General features: G+C 69.3%; 12 protein-coding genes. 8 read left to right on the top strand and 4 right to left on the bottom strand.

The window, feature by feature from the left end; all coding sequences use genetic code 11:
* Positions 1–501: 501 nt before the first annotated feature.
* Positions 502–885, bottom strand: a complete 384-nt coding sequence (locus AB0C03_RS17660; protein WP_030328428.1) for a VOC family protein — start codon at positions 883–885, stop codon at positions 502–504.
* 1121 nt (positions 886–2006) lie between these two features.
* Here AB0C03_RS17660 and AB0C03_RS17655 point away from each other — a divergent pair.
* The 7 genes from AB0C03_RS17655 to AB0C03_RS17625 are packed head-to-tail and all read left to right on the top strand — an operon-like array spanning position 2007 to position 9627.
* Positions 2007–3182, top strand: a complete 1176-nt coding sequence (locus AB0C03_RS17655) for an aminotransferase class I/II-fold pyridoxal phosphate-dependent enzyme (protein ID WP_030328429.1) — start codon at positions 2007–2009, stop codon at positions 3180–3182.
* Positions 3179–4165, top strand: a complete 987-nt coding sequence (locus tag AB0C03_RS17650) for a UbiA prenyltransferase family protein (protein ID WP_030328430.1) — start codon at positions 3179–3181, stop codon at positions 4163–4165. Before AB0C03_RS17655 ends, AB0C03_RS17650 begins: the two co-directional genes overlap by 4 nt.
* Before the next feature lies 1 nt (position 4166).
* Positions 4167–5216: a thiamine-phosphate kinase gene (locus AB0C03_RS17645; RefSeq protein ID WP_030328431.1), complete on the top strand. Its 1050-nt coding sequence runs from the start codon at positions 4167–4169 to the stop codon at positions 5214–5216.
* The gene (locus AB0C03_RS17640; protein WP_030328432.1) at positions 5216–6211 is read left to right on the top strand and encodes an NAD-dependent epimerase/dehydratase family protein; all 996 of its coding nucleotides are present in this window, start codon (positions 5216–5218) and stop codon (positions 6209–6211) included. Before AB0C03_RS17645 ends, AB0C03_RS17640 begins: the two co-directional genes overlap by 1 nt.
* Positions 6198–7118, top strand: coding sequence for a diacylglycerol/lipid kinase family protein (locus AB0C03_RS17635; protein WP_030328433.1), 921 nt, complete (start codon positions 6198–6200; stop codon positions 7116–7118). Before AB0C03_RS17640 ends, AB0C03_RS17635 begins: the two co-directional genes overlap by 14 nt.
* Before the next feature lie 20 nt (positions 7119–7138).
* Positions 7139–8452, top strand: coding sequence for a glycosyltransferase (locus AB0C03_RS17630; RefSeq protein ID WP_357637802.1), 1314 nt, complete (start codon positions 7139–7141; stop codon positions 8450–8452).
* Positions 8449–9627, top strand: coding sequence for an acyltransferase family protein (locus tag AB0C03_RS17625; protein ID WP_051708157.1), 1179 nt, complete (start codon positions 8449–8451; stop codon positions 9625–9627). The genes AB0C03_RS17630 and AB0C03_RS17625 overlap by 4 nt, the downstream gene beginning before the upstream one ends.
* A gap of 66 nt (positions 9628–9693) precedes the next feature.
* Here the strand turns inward: AB0C03_RS17625 and AB0C03_RS17620 are convergent, their stop codons facing one another.
* Both AB0C03_RS17620 and AB0C03_RS17615 read right to left on the bottom strand, forming a co-directional pair.
* On the bottom strand, positions 9694–11031 hold the full coding sequence (locus tag AB0C03_RS17620) for a cytochrome P450 (protein WP_051708158.1): 1338 nt from the start codon (positions 11029–11031) through the stop codon (positions 9694–9696).
* Between the two features lie 252 nt (positions 11032–11283).
* Positions 11284–12939, bottom strand: coding sequence for a glycoside hydrolase family 43 protein (locus tag AB0C03_RS17615; protein ID WP_036410737.1), 1656 nt, complete (start codon positions 12937–12939; stop codon positions 11284–11286).
* 789 nt (positions 12940–13728) lie between these two features.
* Here AB0C03_RS17615 and AB0C03_RS17610 point away from each other — a divergent pair.
* Positions 13729–14751: an AEC family transporter gene (locus tag AB0C03_RS17610; protein WP_357637796.1), complete on the top strand. Its 1023-nt coding sequence runs from the start codon at positions 13729–13731 to the stop codon at positions 14749–14751.
* A 142-nt stretch (positions 14752–14893) separates the two neighbouring features.
* Here AB0C03_RS17610 and AB0C03_RS17605 read toward each other — a convergent pair whose 3' ends face one another.
* Positions 14894–15958: a trypsin-like serine peptidase gene (locus AB0C03_RS17605; RefSeq protein ID WP_245233513.1), complete on the bottom strand. Its 1065-nt coding sequence runs from the start codon at positions 15956–15958 to the stop codon at positions 14894–14896.
* Positions 15959–16081 lie beyond the last annotated feature (123 nt).

Below are 16081 nucleotides of genomic sequence, written 5' to 3'. Positions count from 1 at the left end.
CGTCCCTGGCGATGATCGAGCGGGGACGCGTCGTCACCATCTCCTCGATCGTCGCCGCAATGGGCTTCCACCGCTTGATCGCGCACCGGGTGACGACTCCCGGGCGGGAGGTATTCACTCATCAGCTGGCCCACGACGTGGGACGACGCGGCCTGACGAGGAGCGCAGTGGTGCCAAAATGACCAGCGCCTTCGCGTGGCACACGCCCGGAACGCATTAATGGGCGACGTCGATCGGTTGCGTCGGAGGTATTGACGAAATGACGGCGACCGTCGCCTACCTACTCCCCCAAACCGCAGCGGGCCCACCAGGTGGATGGCGATTCCCCCAGCAGATTCGCGGCGGAATCAGATCCCTGCGACTGTTACGAACAGCACGAGAGGTGGGCCGCGTCGGTTCAGGTGGCCGCCCGCCGAGAAATGCGCAGAACAGTTCCTTCGCTCGGCCCGGACCTCACGGTGCTGTGCATTAACGACGCCGCGATAAAATCGTGGTCCGCGCCTACTCCCACGCCTGGGAAAGAGACTCGAAGGTCTCCGGATCGGTGTGACACGGAATTACGCAGACGAGATGGCCACCCGGGGCCCGCAGGGTTACGCACTCCAGCCAGCGACCGACCTCGACGGCGCCGTGGGCGATCAGTCGGCGGGCCTCCGCCTCGACGTCGTCGGTCTCGATGTCGACGTGGTAGCGAGCCTGGTCATCCACTGCCTGCACCGCCAGCACCAGCCCGGGCAGTGCGCCGTGCAGGGAGGTGAACTGCTGCTCGTCGGGGACCGTACGGGCAGGCACGCCGAGGGCCTCCGACCAGAAGGCGGCAGCTGCCGGTGCCTCACCTCGGGGTACGTCAATCAGGATCGTCGAGAGTCTGCTGCGATGCGCCACGATCAATCATTATCCACATCCATGCGGAGATTCGCCGCCATCGCATGACGGCCAAATAGGGCAAACAGGAGCCGTCGCGACCGCCCCGACCAGGTCAGGAAGCAAGCGAACCAGCTCAATGCCGTCCATGCCGGATTCGACGACCCACGGCAGCCGGTCGCCGCCAGCGACTACCCGTAGTAACCGTCGATCCGCAGCGACACTGGCGCACAGCGGCGACGCCTCGCGGTGGGCCGCCACTTTCACTGACGCCTATTCGTTGATCTTGCCCAACGGGCGGAGATGGCGCTCGATCCCGCCCACTCGCTTGTCACCTGGCGCAATACTCCCGCAAGGCAGCTGAGGCGCGGTGTCCGGGCGGATCCGACGACCACATTGGGCTGGACGTGCGCTGCGGATCCGGCGTAGCATCCTGCTCCAGAGAGATCGTCAAGCGATCGCCGCTGGTGAATGCAGCCAGCGGATCGGGGGGAGTAATGAACTATGCGCTGCCGCTGCAATACCACTTTTCCTGCGCTGCCATAGCGCCACATCCCTGGATTCTTGCCACTGCGCCAGAGGAATGCGGCGAAACACGATGACAAGGCCAGTGCCGACCTTCACGAGCCTATTGGCGTGATGTCGGCTGGTGCGCGCCAGCCTCGGACCGCACTGCAGGCCGCGACGGCCCGGCAGGCATTCCCGCCTTCACGGCGGTCGGACGGCGATACCAGCAACGCCGCCGGCATCGCACCCGGCGGCGTGTCCAAGGCCGGGAGCCCGCGTCGGTTCCGTCGCTCGTCGGGCCGGCCGGCCGGGCCAGGCGCATCAGCAGCACCTTCGACCGTCTTCTGCACACACGTCGCCCTCACTCCGCCGGGGACGAGGAACGCCCTCGCGCTGCGGTTCACCGAGCCGCGCCGCGGCGTCCCCGCGCTGGCTCAGCCTGCGAGCCGGCGGCACCAGCGGGTGTGAGACGACCGGCCACCTCCCTCCGCACAGTGGCTACGTGCTGGCCGATCCCGATCGCCGGCGCGCCACTGTCCGGAGCGATTGTGCCGACTACTGGAGCAGCAGGTCCGTTGAACGGCCCGATGCACACGGGGCACCAGATGAGAGGGGTTTCGCGAACCGTGGTGACAGTGGATATCTTCGGTCGCTGCCAGTCATACACCGAGAGCCAGGAGGCTCGCGCAGCCAACGTTTACCCGTACTTCATTCCCTTCGAGGGGCACGACGCGACAGTCGCGCAGACACTCGACGGCGACATCCTCATGTGCGGCTCGAACAACTACCTCGGGCTGACCTCCGACCCGCGCGTGAAGGCCGCGGCGCAGGCGGCGATCGAGGAGTACGGCACATCGCGCACGGGCTCGCGCCTGCTCAACGGCAACACGCCGCTGCACGACGCACTGGAGCAGGAGCTGGCCGACTTCCTCGGTATGCCGGCGGCACTGGTGTTTCCGACCGGCTACCAGGCGAACGTCGGCGTCATCGCATCCCTGCTGTCGCGTCACGACGTGGTCATCCTCGACCGTGAGGCGCACGCCTCGGTCTACGACGGCTGCGGCATGAGCCGGGCCAAGACGCGACGGTTCGCCCACAACGACATGGACGACCTGGAGCGGCAGTTGGCAGCCAGCCCCTCGGACGCCGGCCGGCTGGTCGTCGTGGACGGGGTGTACTCGATGGCCGGCGACCTGTGCCCGTTGACCGAGGTCGTACGGCTGTGCCGGCAGTACGGGGCCCGCCTGCTCGTCGACGACGCACACGGCATCGGCGTACTGGCCGACGGCCGGGGCACCAGCGCGCACTTCGGCGTCACCGACCAGGTCGACCTCATCACCGTCACCTTCAGCAAGTCGCTGGCGTCGATCGGCGGTGCCGTGGCCGGCCCGGCGGATGTGATCGAGTACCTGCGCCACCACGCGCGCAGCCTCATCTTCAGCGCGTCCGCCCCGCCGGCCAGCCTGGCCGCCGCGTACGCCGCGCTGCGCATCCTGAAGGCGGAGCCGGGGCTGTGCCAGCAGGCGGTGGAGAACGCGTCGTACGTGCGTCGCGAGCTGATGGCCCTTGGCTACGACCCGGTCCCGAGCGAAACGCCGATCGTGTCGGTACGGCTCGACGGCGTACCGCAGACCCTGCTCGCGTGGCGCAACCTGCTGGACCGGGGCGTCTACGTCAACGCGGTCATCCCCCCGGCCGCCTCGCCCCGGCTGCGAGCGAGCTTCTCCACCACGCACACACCGGAGCAGCTCAAGCGCGTCGTCGCCGCGTTCGCCGAGGTCGGCGACCTGATGTCAGTGGAGGACCAATGACCGTCAACCAGCTCGAACCCGCAGTCAGGACCTGGGACCTGGTGGTTGCCTGGGCGCGGATGTGGCGCCTGCACTTCGTGCCCTTCTCGCTGTCGGCAGGTCTGGTCGGCATGACCGCACCGCCGGCCGGGGCCAACGCCGCGAGCATCGTGATCGGGCTGCTGTTCTGCACCCTGGGATACGGCGTCGGCGTGGTCATCAACGACTGGTTCGACCGCGAGGCCGACGCGGTCAACGCTCCGGACCGTCCGTTCGTCACCGGGCTGATCAACCCCCACATCGGCTTGGCGTTGACGCTCACGCTGTCCGCTGCGCTGATGGTGGTGGCGATCGTGGTCGCACCGACGCTGGCGCTGTGGAGCGTCATCGCGATCGGCGGGCACCTGGTCTACTCGTGGACCAAGCGCATCCCCATGCTGGGCAATCTCGTCAACGGCGTCGACATGGCGCTGTTCACGGTGCTCGGCGCCGTGGCCGTCCGACCCGACGCGGGATGGCTCGAGATCCCGGCGGTGACGTGGTTCCAGACGGCACTGGTCGCTGTCACGTTCAGCGGCTTCTGCCTCGTCGGGTACTTCAAGGACATCGAGGGCGACCGGGTCGCCGGCTACCGCACGCTGCCGGTGGCCATCGGCACCAGGGCCTCCAGCCGGATTGCCGTGATATTTCCGGTCGTGGCGGTGATAGCGGCGGGCACCGCCGCCGTGGCGGAGGCCGACAGCGCGAGTGCCTACGCCGAGATCGTCTGCTGGGTGCTGCTCATCGCGTCCGCGCTCGGGTTCACGCAGAGCCTCGTGACAATCAACCGGGCGCCAGAGACCCGGGCGTACGAGGCACTGGTCTGGTTCATCAGGGCGACCACACTGTTCTTCCTGTCGCTCGGCGCGCTGCACCGACCGACGCTCTTCCTCATCGTCGGCGTTCCGATGATGGTCTACCTGGAGCTGACGCTGCGGGCGACCCAGTCCTCCCGGCAGGCGTGACATGACCTCCACCGCCCGCGAACGGTTGCCGCTGAGCGCGGCCGAGAGCAGCCTGATCATGGCGATCCGCGAGCGCATGACCCGGTCGCCACGGCAACTCAACAACGCCTTCGAGGCCGACGCCGAACTCCTCGACCTGGGCGCCGCCGGGCTCCTGGCGGTCACCGTCGACACCTTGAACGACGGAGCCGAACTGGCCACCGCCACCACGCCGTACGCGAAGGGCTGGTTGACCACCACCGTCAGCGTGAGCGACCTCGCCGCGGTGGCCGCCGACCCGGTCGCCGTGCTGATCTCCTGCTCGCTGCGCCCGGACAGCTGGACCCTCGAGGAGGCCCGTGAATTCGGGCGCGGCGCATCCGAGGCCGCCGAGCGGTACGGCTGTCACATCGTGGGTGGCGACACCAACTGGGCCAACGAGGAGAGCTTCACCTCGTGCGCCCTGGGAACCGTCCCTCGCGAATCCATCCTGAACCGGATGGGTGCCCGGCCCGGCGACGCGCTGTACGTGACCGGCCCGATCGGAGCCGGCAACGCGGTCGGGTTCCGCGCGCTGGCACTGGGCGGTACGGGCGCGGGCGAACCGTGGCTACCTGAGGCGCGGGTGACCGCGTGCGAACCGCTGCGCCGCTACGCCCGGGCGTGCATCGACACCAGCGACGGTCTGTTGAGCGCGGCGGTCAGCCTCGCCGAGGTCAACGGGCTGGGGGCCGAGGTGATGCTGCACGACGAGGTGTACGCGCCGATCGTCTCCGCCGTCGCCGACTCGGCGGGCCTCCCCCGGTGGTGTTCGGCTGCCGCCGAGTGGGGTGAGTTCGAGCTGCTGTACGCGATCGATCCCGCCGACGCCCAGGCGTGCTCCCAGGCGCTCACGCAACAGGGACTGCGTCCGTTTCATGTCGGACACCTCGTCGCCGGTCCGGAGCTGCTGATGGTCGACGAGTCAGGCCAGCGCCGTGAACTGCGAAACCTGCTGACGCGCATGCGCGCACTCGACCCGGCCGGGTCGCTGCTCACCGACCTGCGGGCCCTGCTGGCGGAGGGTTCGTGATGGGGTCGGGTCTCGCTCTGGTGACCGGCGTCACCGGCTGCGTCGGCCGCGCGGTCGCCGCAGCCCTGCGGGAACAGGGCTGGTCGGTACGCGGGCTGGTGCGGGCACCCGCGCCGGACGACGCGACGTACTCGGCCCACCGTGGTGACCTGACCGACCCGGAGTCGCTGCGCGGCTCCTGCACGGACGTCGACCTGGTGGTGCACGCGGCCGCCGATCTGACCGACTGGCGACCCGGCCCACGCATCTGGCAGGTGAACCGGGACGGCACCCGGGCGGTGCTGGACGAGGCGCGGCGCTGCGGCGTCTCCCGATTCGTCTACCTGAGCACCGTCGACGTCTTCGGTTTCCACGCCAGGAAGGTCATCGACGAGGCGTCGCCACGGCGGGTGCCGCGCTACCCGTACCCGCTGTCGAAAGCTGCCGGCGAAGACCTGGCGTGGTCGTACCACGGGAATGGTCTCGATGTCACTGTGGTGTACCCCGCCTGGGTCTTCGGCCCCGGCGACCGCACCTTCCTGCCCGAGCTCGTGCGCGGGCTGCGCGCCAACCAGCTCGTCCAGTTCGACCGTGGGCTACCGCCGATCGAGTTGACGTACAGCGCGAACCTGGCCGACGCGATCGTGCTGGCCGGCACCACTGCCAGCTGCGCCGGCGGCCGGTTCATCGTCGGTGACTCGTACGGCCTGACGTTGGGGCAGCTGTTCGCCTCGGTGGCCGAACGGATCGGGGCACGGCCGCCGACCACCTCGGTCCCCTTCGGCGCTGCCCTGGCCGCGGGGGCCGTGTCCGAACTCGCCGGGATGGCCGGCATCGGCATCAGATCCGGCCGGCCGCTGCTCACCCGTTACGCGGTTCGGTCCGTCGCCGGAGGCATGCGGTACGACGTCGGCCGGATCCGGTCGATCGGCTATTCACCCCGGTACGGCTTCGAGGAGGCGCTGAGCCTCGCCATGGCGGAACTGGAATTGGAGCAGGCGCATGGCAGCCGATGAGAACGACCCGGTCGTCTGCATCACCAACCCCGCGTCCGGTGTCCAGCGCAGGGACACCATCATGCGGCGGATCGCCACGGAACTGCCCGAGGCGCGGTGCTGGTCCACGCGCTATCCCGGGCACGGCATCGCCCTCGGGCGGCAGGCGGTCGAGGACGGGTACGCCACAGTGGTGGCGATCGGCGGCGACGGCACGCTGTCCGAGGTGGCCAACGGGGTGCTGGAGGCGGGCGGGGAGAAGGTGCGGCTGGCGTACGTGCCGGCTGGCACCTGCAACGACTTCGCTCGTGGCCTGCGGCCGGTCACCGACCTCGGTGACCTGCTCGACCGCACCCGCGACCGGGAGACCGACGTCGGAACGGTGACCTTCACCCGGCCCGACGGCACCCGGGACCAGCGGTACTTCCTGGTCAGCTGCACGGTCGGGCTGATCAGCGTGATCGGCCAGCGGTTCACCGAGAAGACACCTGTCAACCGGGTGCTCAAGCGACTCAACCTCCAGCTCGCCGAGACGGCGTCGAGCATCCGGACGCTGGCCCGCTGGCGGCCGGTGGCGGTGCGGTTGGAACTCGACGGCGAACCGTCGCACCAGAGCATCAGCAATCTCGCCGTGCTCAAGGTGCCGTACTTCGCCGGTGGGCTGACCTTCGGCCGCACGCAACCCCCGCCAGCGGGCTACCTGGACGCGGTGCGGGTGTCGGGTGTCGGCCGCCTCGGCGTGGCCGGGCTGATGTGGCAGGTGTTCCGCGGGGCCGCAGCGGGACATCCGGCGATCCACCGGCAGGAGGTCCGCACCGTGTGCGTCGACGCGGACAGCCCGCTGCCGGTCGAGGTCGACGGCGAGATCGTCGGATACACCCCGGCCGAGTTTTCGATACATCCGTCCTGCCTGACGACGGTGGTATGAACCCAGCGAGGGAGCGACACGTGAGTGCCCCGACCATGTTCCACATCGGACTCGTGGTTCCCGACTACACCGGCCAACTCAGCCCGATGGCCACGCTCGGCAGAGAACTGCTCCGGCGGGGCCACCGGGTCACCCTGATCTCCCTGCCGGACGCCGGAACGAAGTCGTTCACGGCCAGGTTCGCCTTCGCACCGATCGGCGAGCGCGAGTTTCCGGTGGGCTCACTGGCGCGCTTCTCCGAGGAGCAGGGTCGGCTGACCGGCCTGGCCGCGGTGCGTTTCATCGTCCGGGGGTACGTGCGCGAGGTCGAGGTTCTGCTGCGGGACCTGCCGGTCCTGGTGCAGCGGCACGGCATCGACGCGCTGCTGGTGGACCAGGTCTACGGCGCCGGCAACACCGTCGGGGACCACCTCGACATTCCGGTCGTGAACGTGTGCAACGCGCTGGCGCTGAACACCGAACCCGGTGTGCCGCCGTTCATGACGGCGTGGCCGTACCATCCCTCGCCGCTCGCGCGGGTGCGCAACATGGTGGGCGACCAGGTGATCGCCTGGGTCATCCGGCCGGTGCTGCAACGGATCAACGACCGTCGTGCCGCGTGGGGCCTGCCGCTGATCAAAAGTGTGAACGACGGCTCGGATCTGGCCCAGATCACCCAACAACCGCCGTTCTTCGACTTCCCCCGCACCCGCCTGCCGGACTCGTTCCACTACACCGGGCCGTTCCACGACGAGGACAGCACCGAGCCGGTGTCGTTCCCGTGGGAGCAGCTCGACGACCGCCCGTTGATCTACGCGTCGATGGGCACCCTCCAGAACCGCCTCCCGCACATATTCGAGGCGATCGCCACGGCCTGTGCCGGGCTCGACGCGCAACTGGTCATCTCCCTCGGCAGCACCGACGTCGAACCCCCGACCGGCCTTGCCGGAAACCCGATAGTGGTCCGGTACGCGCCCCAGCTCGATCTGCTGGCACGGGCGTCTCTCGTCATCACGCACGCCGGCATCAACACCACACTGGAAGCGCTCGCCCATGGCGTGCCGATGGTCGCGCTGCCCGTGGGCAACGACCAACCGGGCGTGGCCGCCCGACTCAAGTACCTCGGCGCCGGCGAGTTCATCCCGGTGCACAAGGTGACTCCGGCGCGGCTGCGGGCGGCCATCGACACGGTGAGCGGCGACCCCGCCTACCGGGCGAAGGCGCAGCACTACAAACGCCGGATCGCGGAGTTGGACGGCGTACGACGGGCGGCCGACATCGCCGAGGAGGCGTTCCGGACACGCCGGCCGGTACGCCGAGAGATGTCCGAAACGACGGAAGGTGGCCGCCGATGACCCCGCAGGCGGGACGGATGGCCCGGCAACTGCCGACCCTCAACGGTCTGCGGGGGCTCGCCGCGGTCACTGTCTTCTTCTCGCACACGACGTTGTTCGGCTTCTTCGCCGACGAGCGGATCGACGACTGGTGGTACCTCGTTCTCAGCCGTACCGGCTCCGCCGCGCTCGGCTTCTTCTTCATCCTCAGCGGTTTCGTCCTGACCTGGTCGGCTCCCGACCACGAGCCGAATCGCCGGTTCTGGCGCCGCCGGGCCGCCCGGATCCTGCCGAACCACCTGGTCGTCTGCGCCGTGTTCATCCTCCTACTGATCCTGGTACGGGGCGGCGCGCCGCTGTGGCCGACGGTGGCGAACCTGGCCTTGGTGCAGAGCTGGATCCCGAACGAGTTCATCTTCAACGGGGTCAACCCGCCGAGCTGGTCGCTGAGTTGTGAAATCTTCTTCTACGCGTCGTTCCCGTGGGTGCTCGCCGGCATCCGACGGCTCAACGCCACCTGGCTCTGGTCGCTCGCGGGTGGCATCGTCGCCGCGATACTCGTCGCGCCCGCCTTCTCCCTGGCGTTTCTTCCGGCCGAGCCGACGTACACCTACGCGGACGCGGCATTTCCGCAGTTCTGGTTCGTCCAACAGTTTCCGATGATCCGGATGCTGGACTTCGTCCTCGGAATCGTCATCGCCCAGCTCGTCATGCGGGGGCTGTGGATCAGACTGAGCCTTCCCGGCGCCGCACTTGTCACGCTGGCCTTCTACGGCCTCTCCGAGGTCGTTCCGCTGCTCTACTCGGTCGTCGCGGCGATGGTCATCCCGCTCGCGTTGCTGGTGGCCGCTGCGGCCCGGGCGGACGTCGAGGGCCACCGCTCACCGCTGCGCGGGCGGGTCACCGGCTGGCTGGGCGACACGTCCTTCGCCTTCTACCTCCTGCACATCCTGGTGTTGTACGGCGCCGCCAACATGGCTCCGAACGGCTTCGGCGTCGCCGCCGCGCTCGGCGTGATGATCGGTGCCTACCTGGTGACCCTCGGCCTGGCCTCGCTGCTTCACGTCGGCGTGGAACGGCCGATGATGCGCCGGTTCGCCAAGCCCCGCAAACCGGCGGCTGCCCCTGCGGCCGCCGCGACGCCGGCCGCTGAACCGCTGCCCGTCGCGACGGGTGACGGGACGCGGGTCACGTAGCGACAGTCGGACCCGGAACCGAACGGCGCCCTGGCTGATCCGGTCCGGATCAGCCAGGGCATCAGGTCACCTGACGGTCAGCGTGGCCCGGACCGCGCCGGCCGGACGCAGCGTGACCATTGGTACGACCTCCAGCCGCTCGCCACGCGTGTCGACCCGGTATCGGGTGAGCAACGCGCTCAGCAGGACGGTCATCTCCAGCAGCGCGAAGTGTTCGCCGATGCAACTGCGCGGGCCGCCACCGAATGGGAAGTAGGCGTAGCGCGGTCGGTCCTGCTGCCCGAGGAACCGGTCCGGCGCGAAGCGCTCCGGGTCGGGCCAGAATTCCGGATGCCGGTGCGTGACCCAGGGGGCGACCACCACCTTGGTATTGGCCGGAATGCGGTGTCCGGAAACCACGACGTCGGTTTCGGCCATCCGCTCCATGCTGTACACGGGCGGGTACAGCCGCATGCCTTCCATGATCGCGGCCCGCACCAGCTCCTGGTCGCCGGTGCCGGCCGCTGCCGCGACCCGTTCCTGCACCTCCTGGTGCTGACCCAGCAGATGCATGGTGAAGGCCAACCCGGCCGAGGTCGTCTCGTGCCCGGCGAGCAGGAACACGAGCATCTGGTCGCGGATCTCCTCCATGGACAGGGTCTGCCCGGTCTCCGGATCCTTGGCCGCGAACAGCCGGCTGAGCATGTCCTCGGTCTCCTCGCCGCCGGTTCGCTGCCGGGCGGCGATGATGCGGTCGATGATGTCGTACTGGGTCGCGCGGACCTGCGTGATCCGGCGCGATCGTGGAGTCGGCCAGCTCAGCGGCAGCTTGACGACCTGTAGGGCGCGTGCCAGCGCCAGGTCGCCAAGGATGGGCATGAGCTCCTGTAGCCGGGGAACGACCTCGTCGATGTCGTCACCGAACAGCGCCCGGCCGACCACCCGCATCGTGTAGCGCTGCATGACCTGGTAGAGGTCCACGACGGACCCGGCGGTGACCGCCATGTCGTCGACGACGCGGGCCGCCTCCTCGGCCATCAGCTCGGTGTAGCGGGCCACCCGGCGCGGCGTGAACAGCGGTTGCAGCGTCCGCCGCTGATGCAGCCAGCGGTCTCCGTCGCTGGTCAGCAGGCCCTCACCGATGAACTCCCGAAGGATTTCGTACGCGCTCGCGCGACGGCTGAAGACCTGGGGCGTGGTGAGGACCTGGTGGATGCCGTCCGGGTGGTGCACGTTCACCACGTCGACGCTGACGGCGCGTGGCCCCCGTGGCAGCCCGACGTGGTAGGCCACCACGTCGCCGTACCTGTGGAAGCCGTTCAGGATCGATCCCAGCAGGTCCTGGCGGAGTTCCGGCAACATGCCGAGGAGCGGATGACCGGTCGGACCCGGTAGGGCGGTGGCCTTGGACAACTGTGTCGTCACGGTGATCCCCGTTCAGTCGATCGACGGACGTCGACTATATTTCCACGCGCCGTACCCCTTTTTCAGCACAGAATCCCGGCAGCCGGCAGCGATGGTTGCCACTGTCGCCGTCGCCAGCAGGCAAGAGGTCGGCACCAACCGACGCCCCGCCGGTCGGTCGCGCAACGACAGCCGGGCGTGGCACCGCTGGACGGCGCACGCCCGGCTGTGCGGGGCGACGGGCGCGGCGGGCGCGCTCGCGTCGGCGGGTGCTCACCAGTGGCGGTACGACGCCCAGTCGAAGTCCGCGTAGACGCCCTCGGCACCCAGGTCCTGAACCCACAGGCCGACGAACGCGCCGGTGAAGCCCCAGCCCTCCGGCTCACCATCGACCAGGGTCGCGGCGTACTCGTCGGACAGGATGGTGGCGTCGAGCTCTGCCGGCAGCTCGACCCAGCGCGCCTCGCCGGCCAGTTGATAGGCGAAGGTCAGACTCGGGCCGTCGAAGGTGGCCCGCAACGTGATGTCGCCCGCGCTCGGCAGGTCGACGTGGCACGCGTCGTGCATGACCCGCCGGCCGTTGTCGCACGACATCACCTCGAGCACCGGCTGGCCGTCGTCGTCGGCGGTCACGTAGGCGTAGTGCCAGTTGCGGGTGTTGTAGTAGGCGGTGACGCCGGCGAGCTGGCGGTAGTTGGCCGGCTCGAAGCGCATGGCGGCCGTCAGCTCGCACTGCTGCGCGGTGACGCGACGCGCGACCAGGCTCGGACGGTGCCGGCCGACCGGTGACTGGCCGCCGTGAATCCGCAGGATCGAGGGGTGCGAGGTGAGATCCACCCAGTCCGCGGTGGCGGGACGGCGCAGCGTCGACCACTCGGGGCCGAGCACCGGCTCGGTGAAGTCGTCGCGCTCCTCCGGCAGATCCGCCGCAGGCTCAGCCTCGCCCGGCACGGGCACGAGCACCGCCGGTATCCCGTCCTCGATGCGCGGCCACTCCCCCTCCGGCCAGTGCACCTCCTGGATCGCGGTCTCCCGGCCGAGCACGCACCGGCCGAGGGGGGTGTACGGCCGGGCCGTCAGGTGCGCCAGGTACCAACGCCCGTCCGGCGTGGACACCAGGCTGCCGTGACCGGACTTCTGCAGCTCCAGCTCGGGACGGCCCTGCGAGGTGAGCAGCGGGCCGTCCGGATGGGCCTCGTACGGCCCGAACAGGCTACGGGAGCGAGCCATCGTCGCCTGGTGCGTCCAGGAGGTGCCGCCCTCCGCGGTCAGCAGGTAGTACCAGCCGTCCTTCTGGTACACGTGCGGTGCCTCGGTGACGCCGGCGGTGGTTCCCTGGAAGATCGTCCGCTCGGTGCCGACCAGGCGACGGGCCTCGCGGTCGTACTGCTGGATCTGAATGCCCGCGAACCGATCCCGGCCCGGCCGCCAGTCGGCGACCATCGACAGCATCCAGGTGGTGCCGTCCTCGTCGTGGAACAGCGACGGGTCGAACCCGCGCCCGTGCAGCACGACCGGGTCGGACCAGGGACCGGCGAGGTCGCTCGCGGTCACCAGATAGTTCTGCGGATCCCAGTATCCGCTGGCGAAACTCGCCACGTCGGCGTACAGGAGATGAAACTCACCATCCACATAGGACAGATCGGGCGCCCACACGCCGTTGGAGTCGCCCGCTCCGCTCAGGTCGAGAAGCCGCCGCTCGGTGATGACGCCACCGAGCGGGCGCCAGTGCACCAGGTCGGTCGAGTGGTGCAGCCGGACGCCCGGGTACCACTCGAAGGTTGACGTGGCGATGTAGTAGTCAGTGCCGACGCGCAAGATCGACGGGTCGGGGTTGAAGCCGGGAAGGACCGGGTTTCGGATCAGCCGGCCAGGCACCTCGCCGCCGTGGGGCCCGGCCGCTGCCGGACTCTTTGTTGCGGTCGTCATTTCGCTTCTCCGTAACGGTAGCCTCGTCGAAAGTTTCGACGAGGTTCGATCGCCTGATCGGCACAGACTAGCCGCTATTACACCTTAGTGACAATGGCGTTGGCCTGTACAGCCGCGTCATGTCCACTGTCGCTTGCTTCCGGAAGTTGCTCCGATAGTTCACCTTCACCACCTTCTTGCAGGCTTCGTAATTAGGGGCCGGGCGGCCCACTCCGGCACCGCTGACAGCCGGCCGGATCCGGTGGTGAGGCGACCTGCCGACCAGAGGTGCGGGCGGGCGGCGCGGCACGGGACACGGTGGCCGGTACGGCCACCGGGCAACCGCCACCGGTGCTGTCGCGTCCGCTCCACGACACCCCGACAGCGGTGCCACCGCCCCGACAAGGTGCCGAAGCGGCGGTCGTGGTGTGACACCCGACTGGCTGCGGTTTCACATCATTCAGCGGCGCAGGAATTGCGTGGCCCCGGCCGCCGCCACCGTTGTCAGCCGCCTAATGCCGCCACGATCTGCTGCCCTCTCACCGGCACGCCCGGACGGCATCCAGGAAACTGCGGGCGTAACGCGGGGGTGGCACCGGACGGCGGCAGACGTACGCGCTGGTGATGGCCCCGCGCAGCCGCGGATGGGATGTTTGCCCGGTCCGAACGGGATGCGAGGCTGAACGTGTGGCCTCCCGATCGGCGTACACGTGAACAACCCTTGGCCGTCCGGCGGCCTGGACGGAACCGCGCTCCCCCTGCGGCAGCCCGACGACATTCTCGCCACGGCCGCCCACCGGTGACGCCCGGATGAGCCTGGTGTCGGCGTTCGTACCGATCTGGATTCTCACCGCGGTCGGCTACGCGGCCTGTCGTTGGGGCCCGCTGGGCGAGGGGGCGGCGTCGGTGCTCGGCCGGTTCGTGTTCCAGCTTGCGATGCCGGCCGCCCTGTTCCTGGCCCTGTCCCGAATGCCGCTGTCCGTGTTCGACGGCCGCTCGCTGCTCGCCTTCGCAGTGAGCACCGTCGCGGTCGTCGGGTTCGGGTGGGTCGGCGCGAGCTGGCTGTTTGGTCGCAGGCCCGGCGAACGGCCGATCTGGGGCATGGCCGCCGGGTACGTGAACTCGGCGAACCTCGGCATCCCGATCGCCACGCAGGTCCTCGGCAACGTGTCGTTCCTGGCGGAGGTGGTGCTGCTGCAGGTGCTGGTGGTGACGCCCGTGATCCTGGTCGCCCTGGACCGGCACAGCGACCCGGCCGGGCGGGTACGCGTCCGCCGTATCGCCTCCCTGCCGATCCGTAACCCGGTGATCCTGGCGTCGCTGCTCGGCGTCGCGTGCTCGGCCGCCGGCCTGCGACTGCCGTCGGCGGCCGGCGCGTCGCTCACCCTGCTCTCGGCAGCCGCCGTTCCGGCCGCGCTGGTCGCGCTCGGCGCGTCGCTGCACGCTCCGGCGCCGACACGAGTAGAGCCGACAGAGCGGGTAGAGCCGGCGGAGCGGGTGGAGCCGGCGGAGCGGGTGGAGCCGGCGGAGCGGGTGGAGCCGGCGGAGCGGGTGGAGCCGGCGGATCCAGCCGGGCTGGCCGAGCTGGCCGTGATCACCGTGCTGAAGCTCGTCGCACAGCCGGTCGTCGCGTACGTGACCGGGCTGGCCCTGCACCTGTCCGCGCCACAGTTGCTCGCCGTGGTGGTGTGTGCGGGCCTGCCGACGGCGCAGAACACGTTCATCTACAGCCAGGAGTACGGCGTCGGCGAGGCGGTGACCAACCGGGCGGTGCTGGTGACCACGACGCTGTCACTGGCCACAGTGGCCGCGGCGGCGACGCTGCTCGGCTAGGGCCTGAGCTGACCCGTCCAGCATGCGTCTCGGTACGGCGAGCGCCCGACCCGCTGGCCGCCGTCGTCGACGACCAGCGGGACGGCAGCACGGGTGCCGATGGGCCGCCAAGGCGCCGAGCGCGCATCGGCGGCCCACCCCCTCAGCCGTTGTCGATGAGGCTGGCGATCTCGTTGTAGATCAGGTGCGCCTTCGCGCCCTGGTTCGACGGACAACCGCCGAGGTGGTGCAGGGCGATCACGCGGTGGCTGGCGTTCAGCACCGGTGAACCTGAGTTGCCACCGGAGGTGTCACAGCTGTAGCTGATGTTCCAGGTGTTGTAGTTCGCGTTCCGGACGGCGCAGGTCGCGCCGTTCTGGGCGTCCTCGTAGATCGACAGCCGCTTCGGGCTGCCGTCGCCGTGCCCGGGGATGTAGATCCGGGTGCCGTTGCTGGTGGCGGTGGTCGCCAGGTACAGCGTGCCGAAGCCCTGGATGGCGGCGAAGTTGTTGACCGAGAACAGGGTGTAGTCGAGTTGGCTGGAGCCGCCGCTGCTCACCTTGTAGAGGGTGGCACCGCTGACCTTGGTGCCAGCGCTGGGATTGGCACCGCCACAGGTGGCGCACTGGTAGTTGAACTGCATCTCGCTGCCGCTCACGGCGGACTGCGTCGAGAAGCAGTGCTTGTTCGTCAGCATCCGGTTGGTGTTGCCGACCCGCCAGGTGGTGCACATTCCACCGCCGCTGATCAGCAACCGCGCCACCGCCCTGCCGCGGGCGTACTCGGTGGGGTGGCTGTTCTGGTAGCACACCACGTCGCGGCGGGCGTCGGTGCTGCACACGGACTGGGTGGAGAAGTTGTGCGCGGCGACCTCGGTGCGGTCGTATCCGCGCCAGAACCGGTCGATGGTGGCCGCGCTGCCCCGTGCGGGGCGGCTGCTGTGCAGTGTCACCACTGCGGTGTCGCCGTCCACCGACATCGCCCAGAAGCCCGGCTGTCCGTCGGTGGTGTAGTCCGAACCGGTCGCCCGGTTCAGGTGGCGGTCGTACCGGTAGCTCTCCTTGCCGTCGCGGCTCGACACGGTGACGTAGTCGCCCTCGGCCAGTCGCAGTGAGCTGAAGTGCACCTTGATGTAGGTGGCGCCGGGGTGCTGGATGACCTGTGTCCCGCCGTTGGGGGCGTAGGACAGCGAGCTGCCGACGGTGCGGAGTTCGCCGATCGTGGTCACACCCTCTGCCGAGAACTGGTTCGATTCCGGTGCCCGCTCGGATGATGGCGCGAGAGGGGCAACCGAGTACGCCTCGGCGGCGGGTACCGACAGTAGGCTCAGCCCGAGTGTGCAGGCAGCGAG

This window comes from Micromonospora parva, assembly GCF_040649675.1.
Taxonomy (GTDB): domain Bacteria; phylum Actinomycetota; class Actinomycetes; order Mycobacteriales; family Micromonosporaceae; genus Micromonospora; species Micromonospora parva.
This window is presented reverse-complemented; position numbering and strand designations above follow the sequence as displayed.

Bases quoted from the DNA above. Each gene is read 5' to 3' on its own strand.
- AB0C03_RS17625 (WP_051708157.1), top strand. From the start codon at position 8,449: ATGACCCCGCAGGCGGGACGGATGGCCCGGCAACTGCCGACCCTCAAC.
- AB0C03_RS17645 (WP_030328431.1), top strand. From the start codon at position 4,167: ATGACCTCCACCGCCCGCGAACGGTTGCCGCTGAGCGCGGCCGAGAGC.
- AB0C03_RS17640 (WP_030328432.1), top strand. From the start codon at position 5,216: ATGGGGTCGGGTCTCGCTCTGGTGACCGGCGTCACCGGCTGCGTCGGC.
- AB0C03_RS17635 (WP_030328433.1), top strand. From the start codon at position 6,198: ATGGCAGCCGATGAGAACGACCCGGTCGTCTGCATCACCAACCCCGCG.
- AB0C03_RS17610 (WP_357637796.1), top strand. From the start codon at position 13,729: ATGAGCCTGGTGTCGGCGTTCGTACCGATCTGGATTCTCACCGCGGTC.
- AB0C03_RS17650 (WP_030328430.1), top strand. From the start codon at position 3,179: ATGACCGTCAACCAGCTCGAACCCGCAGTCAGGACCTGGGACCTGGTG.
- AB0C03_RS17615 (WP_036410737.1), bottom strand. From the start codon at position 12,939: ATGACGACCGCAACAAAGAGTCCGGCAGCGGCCGGGCCCCACGGCGGC.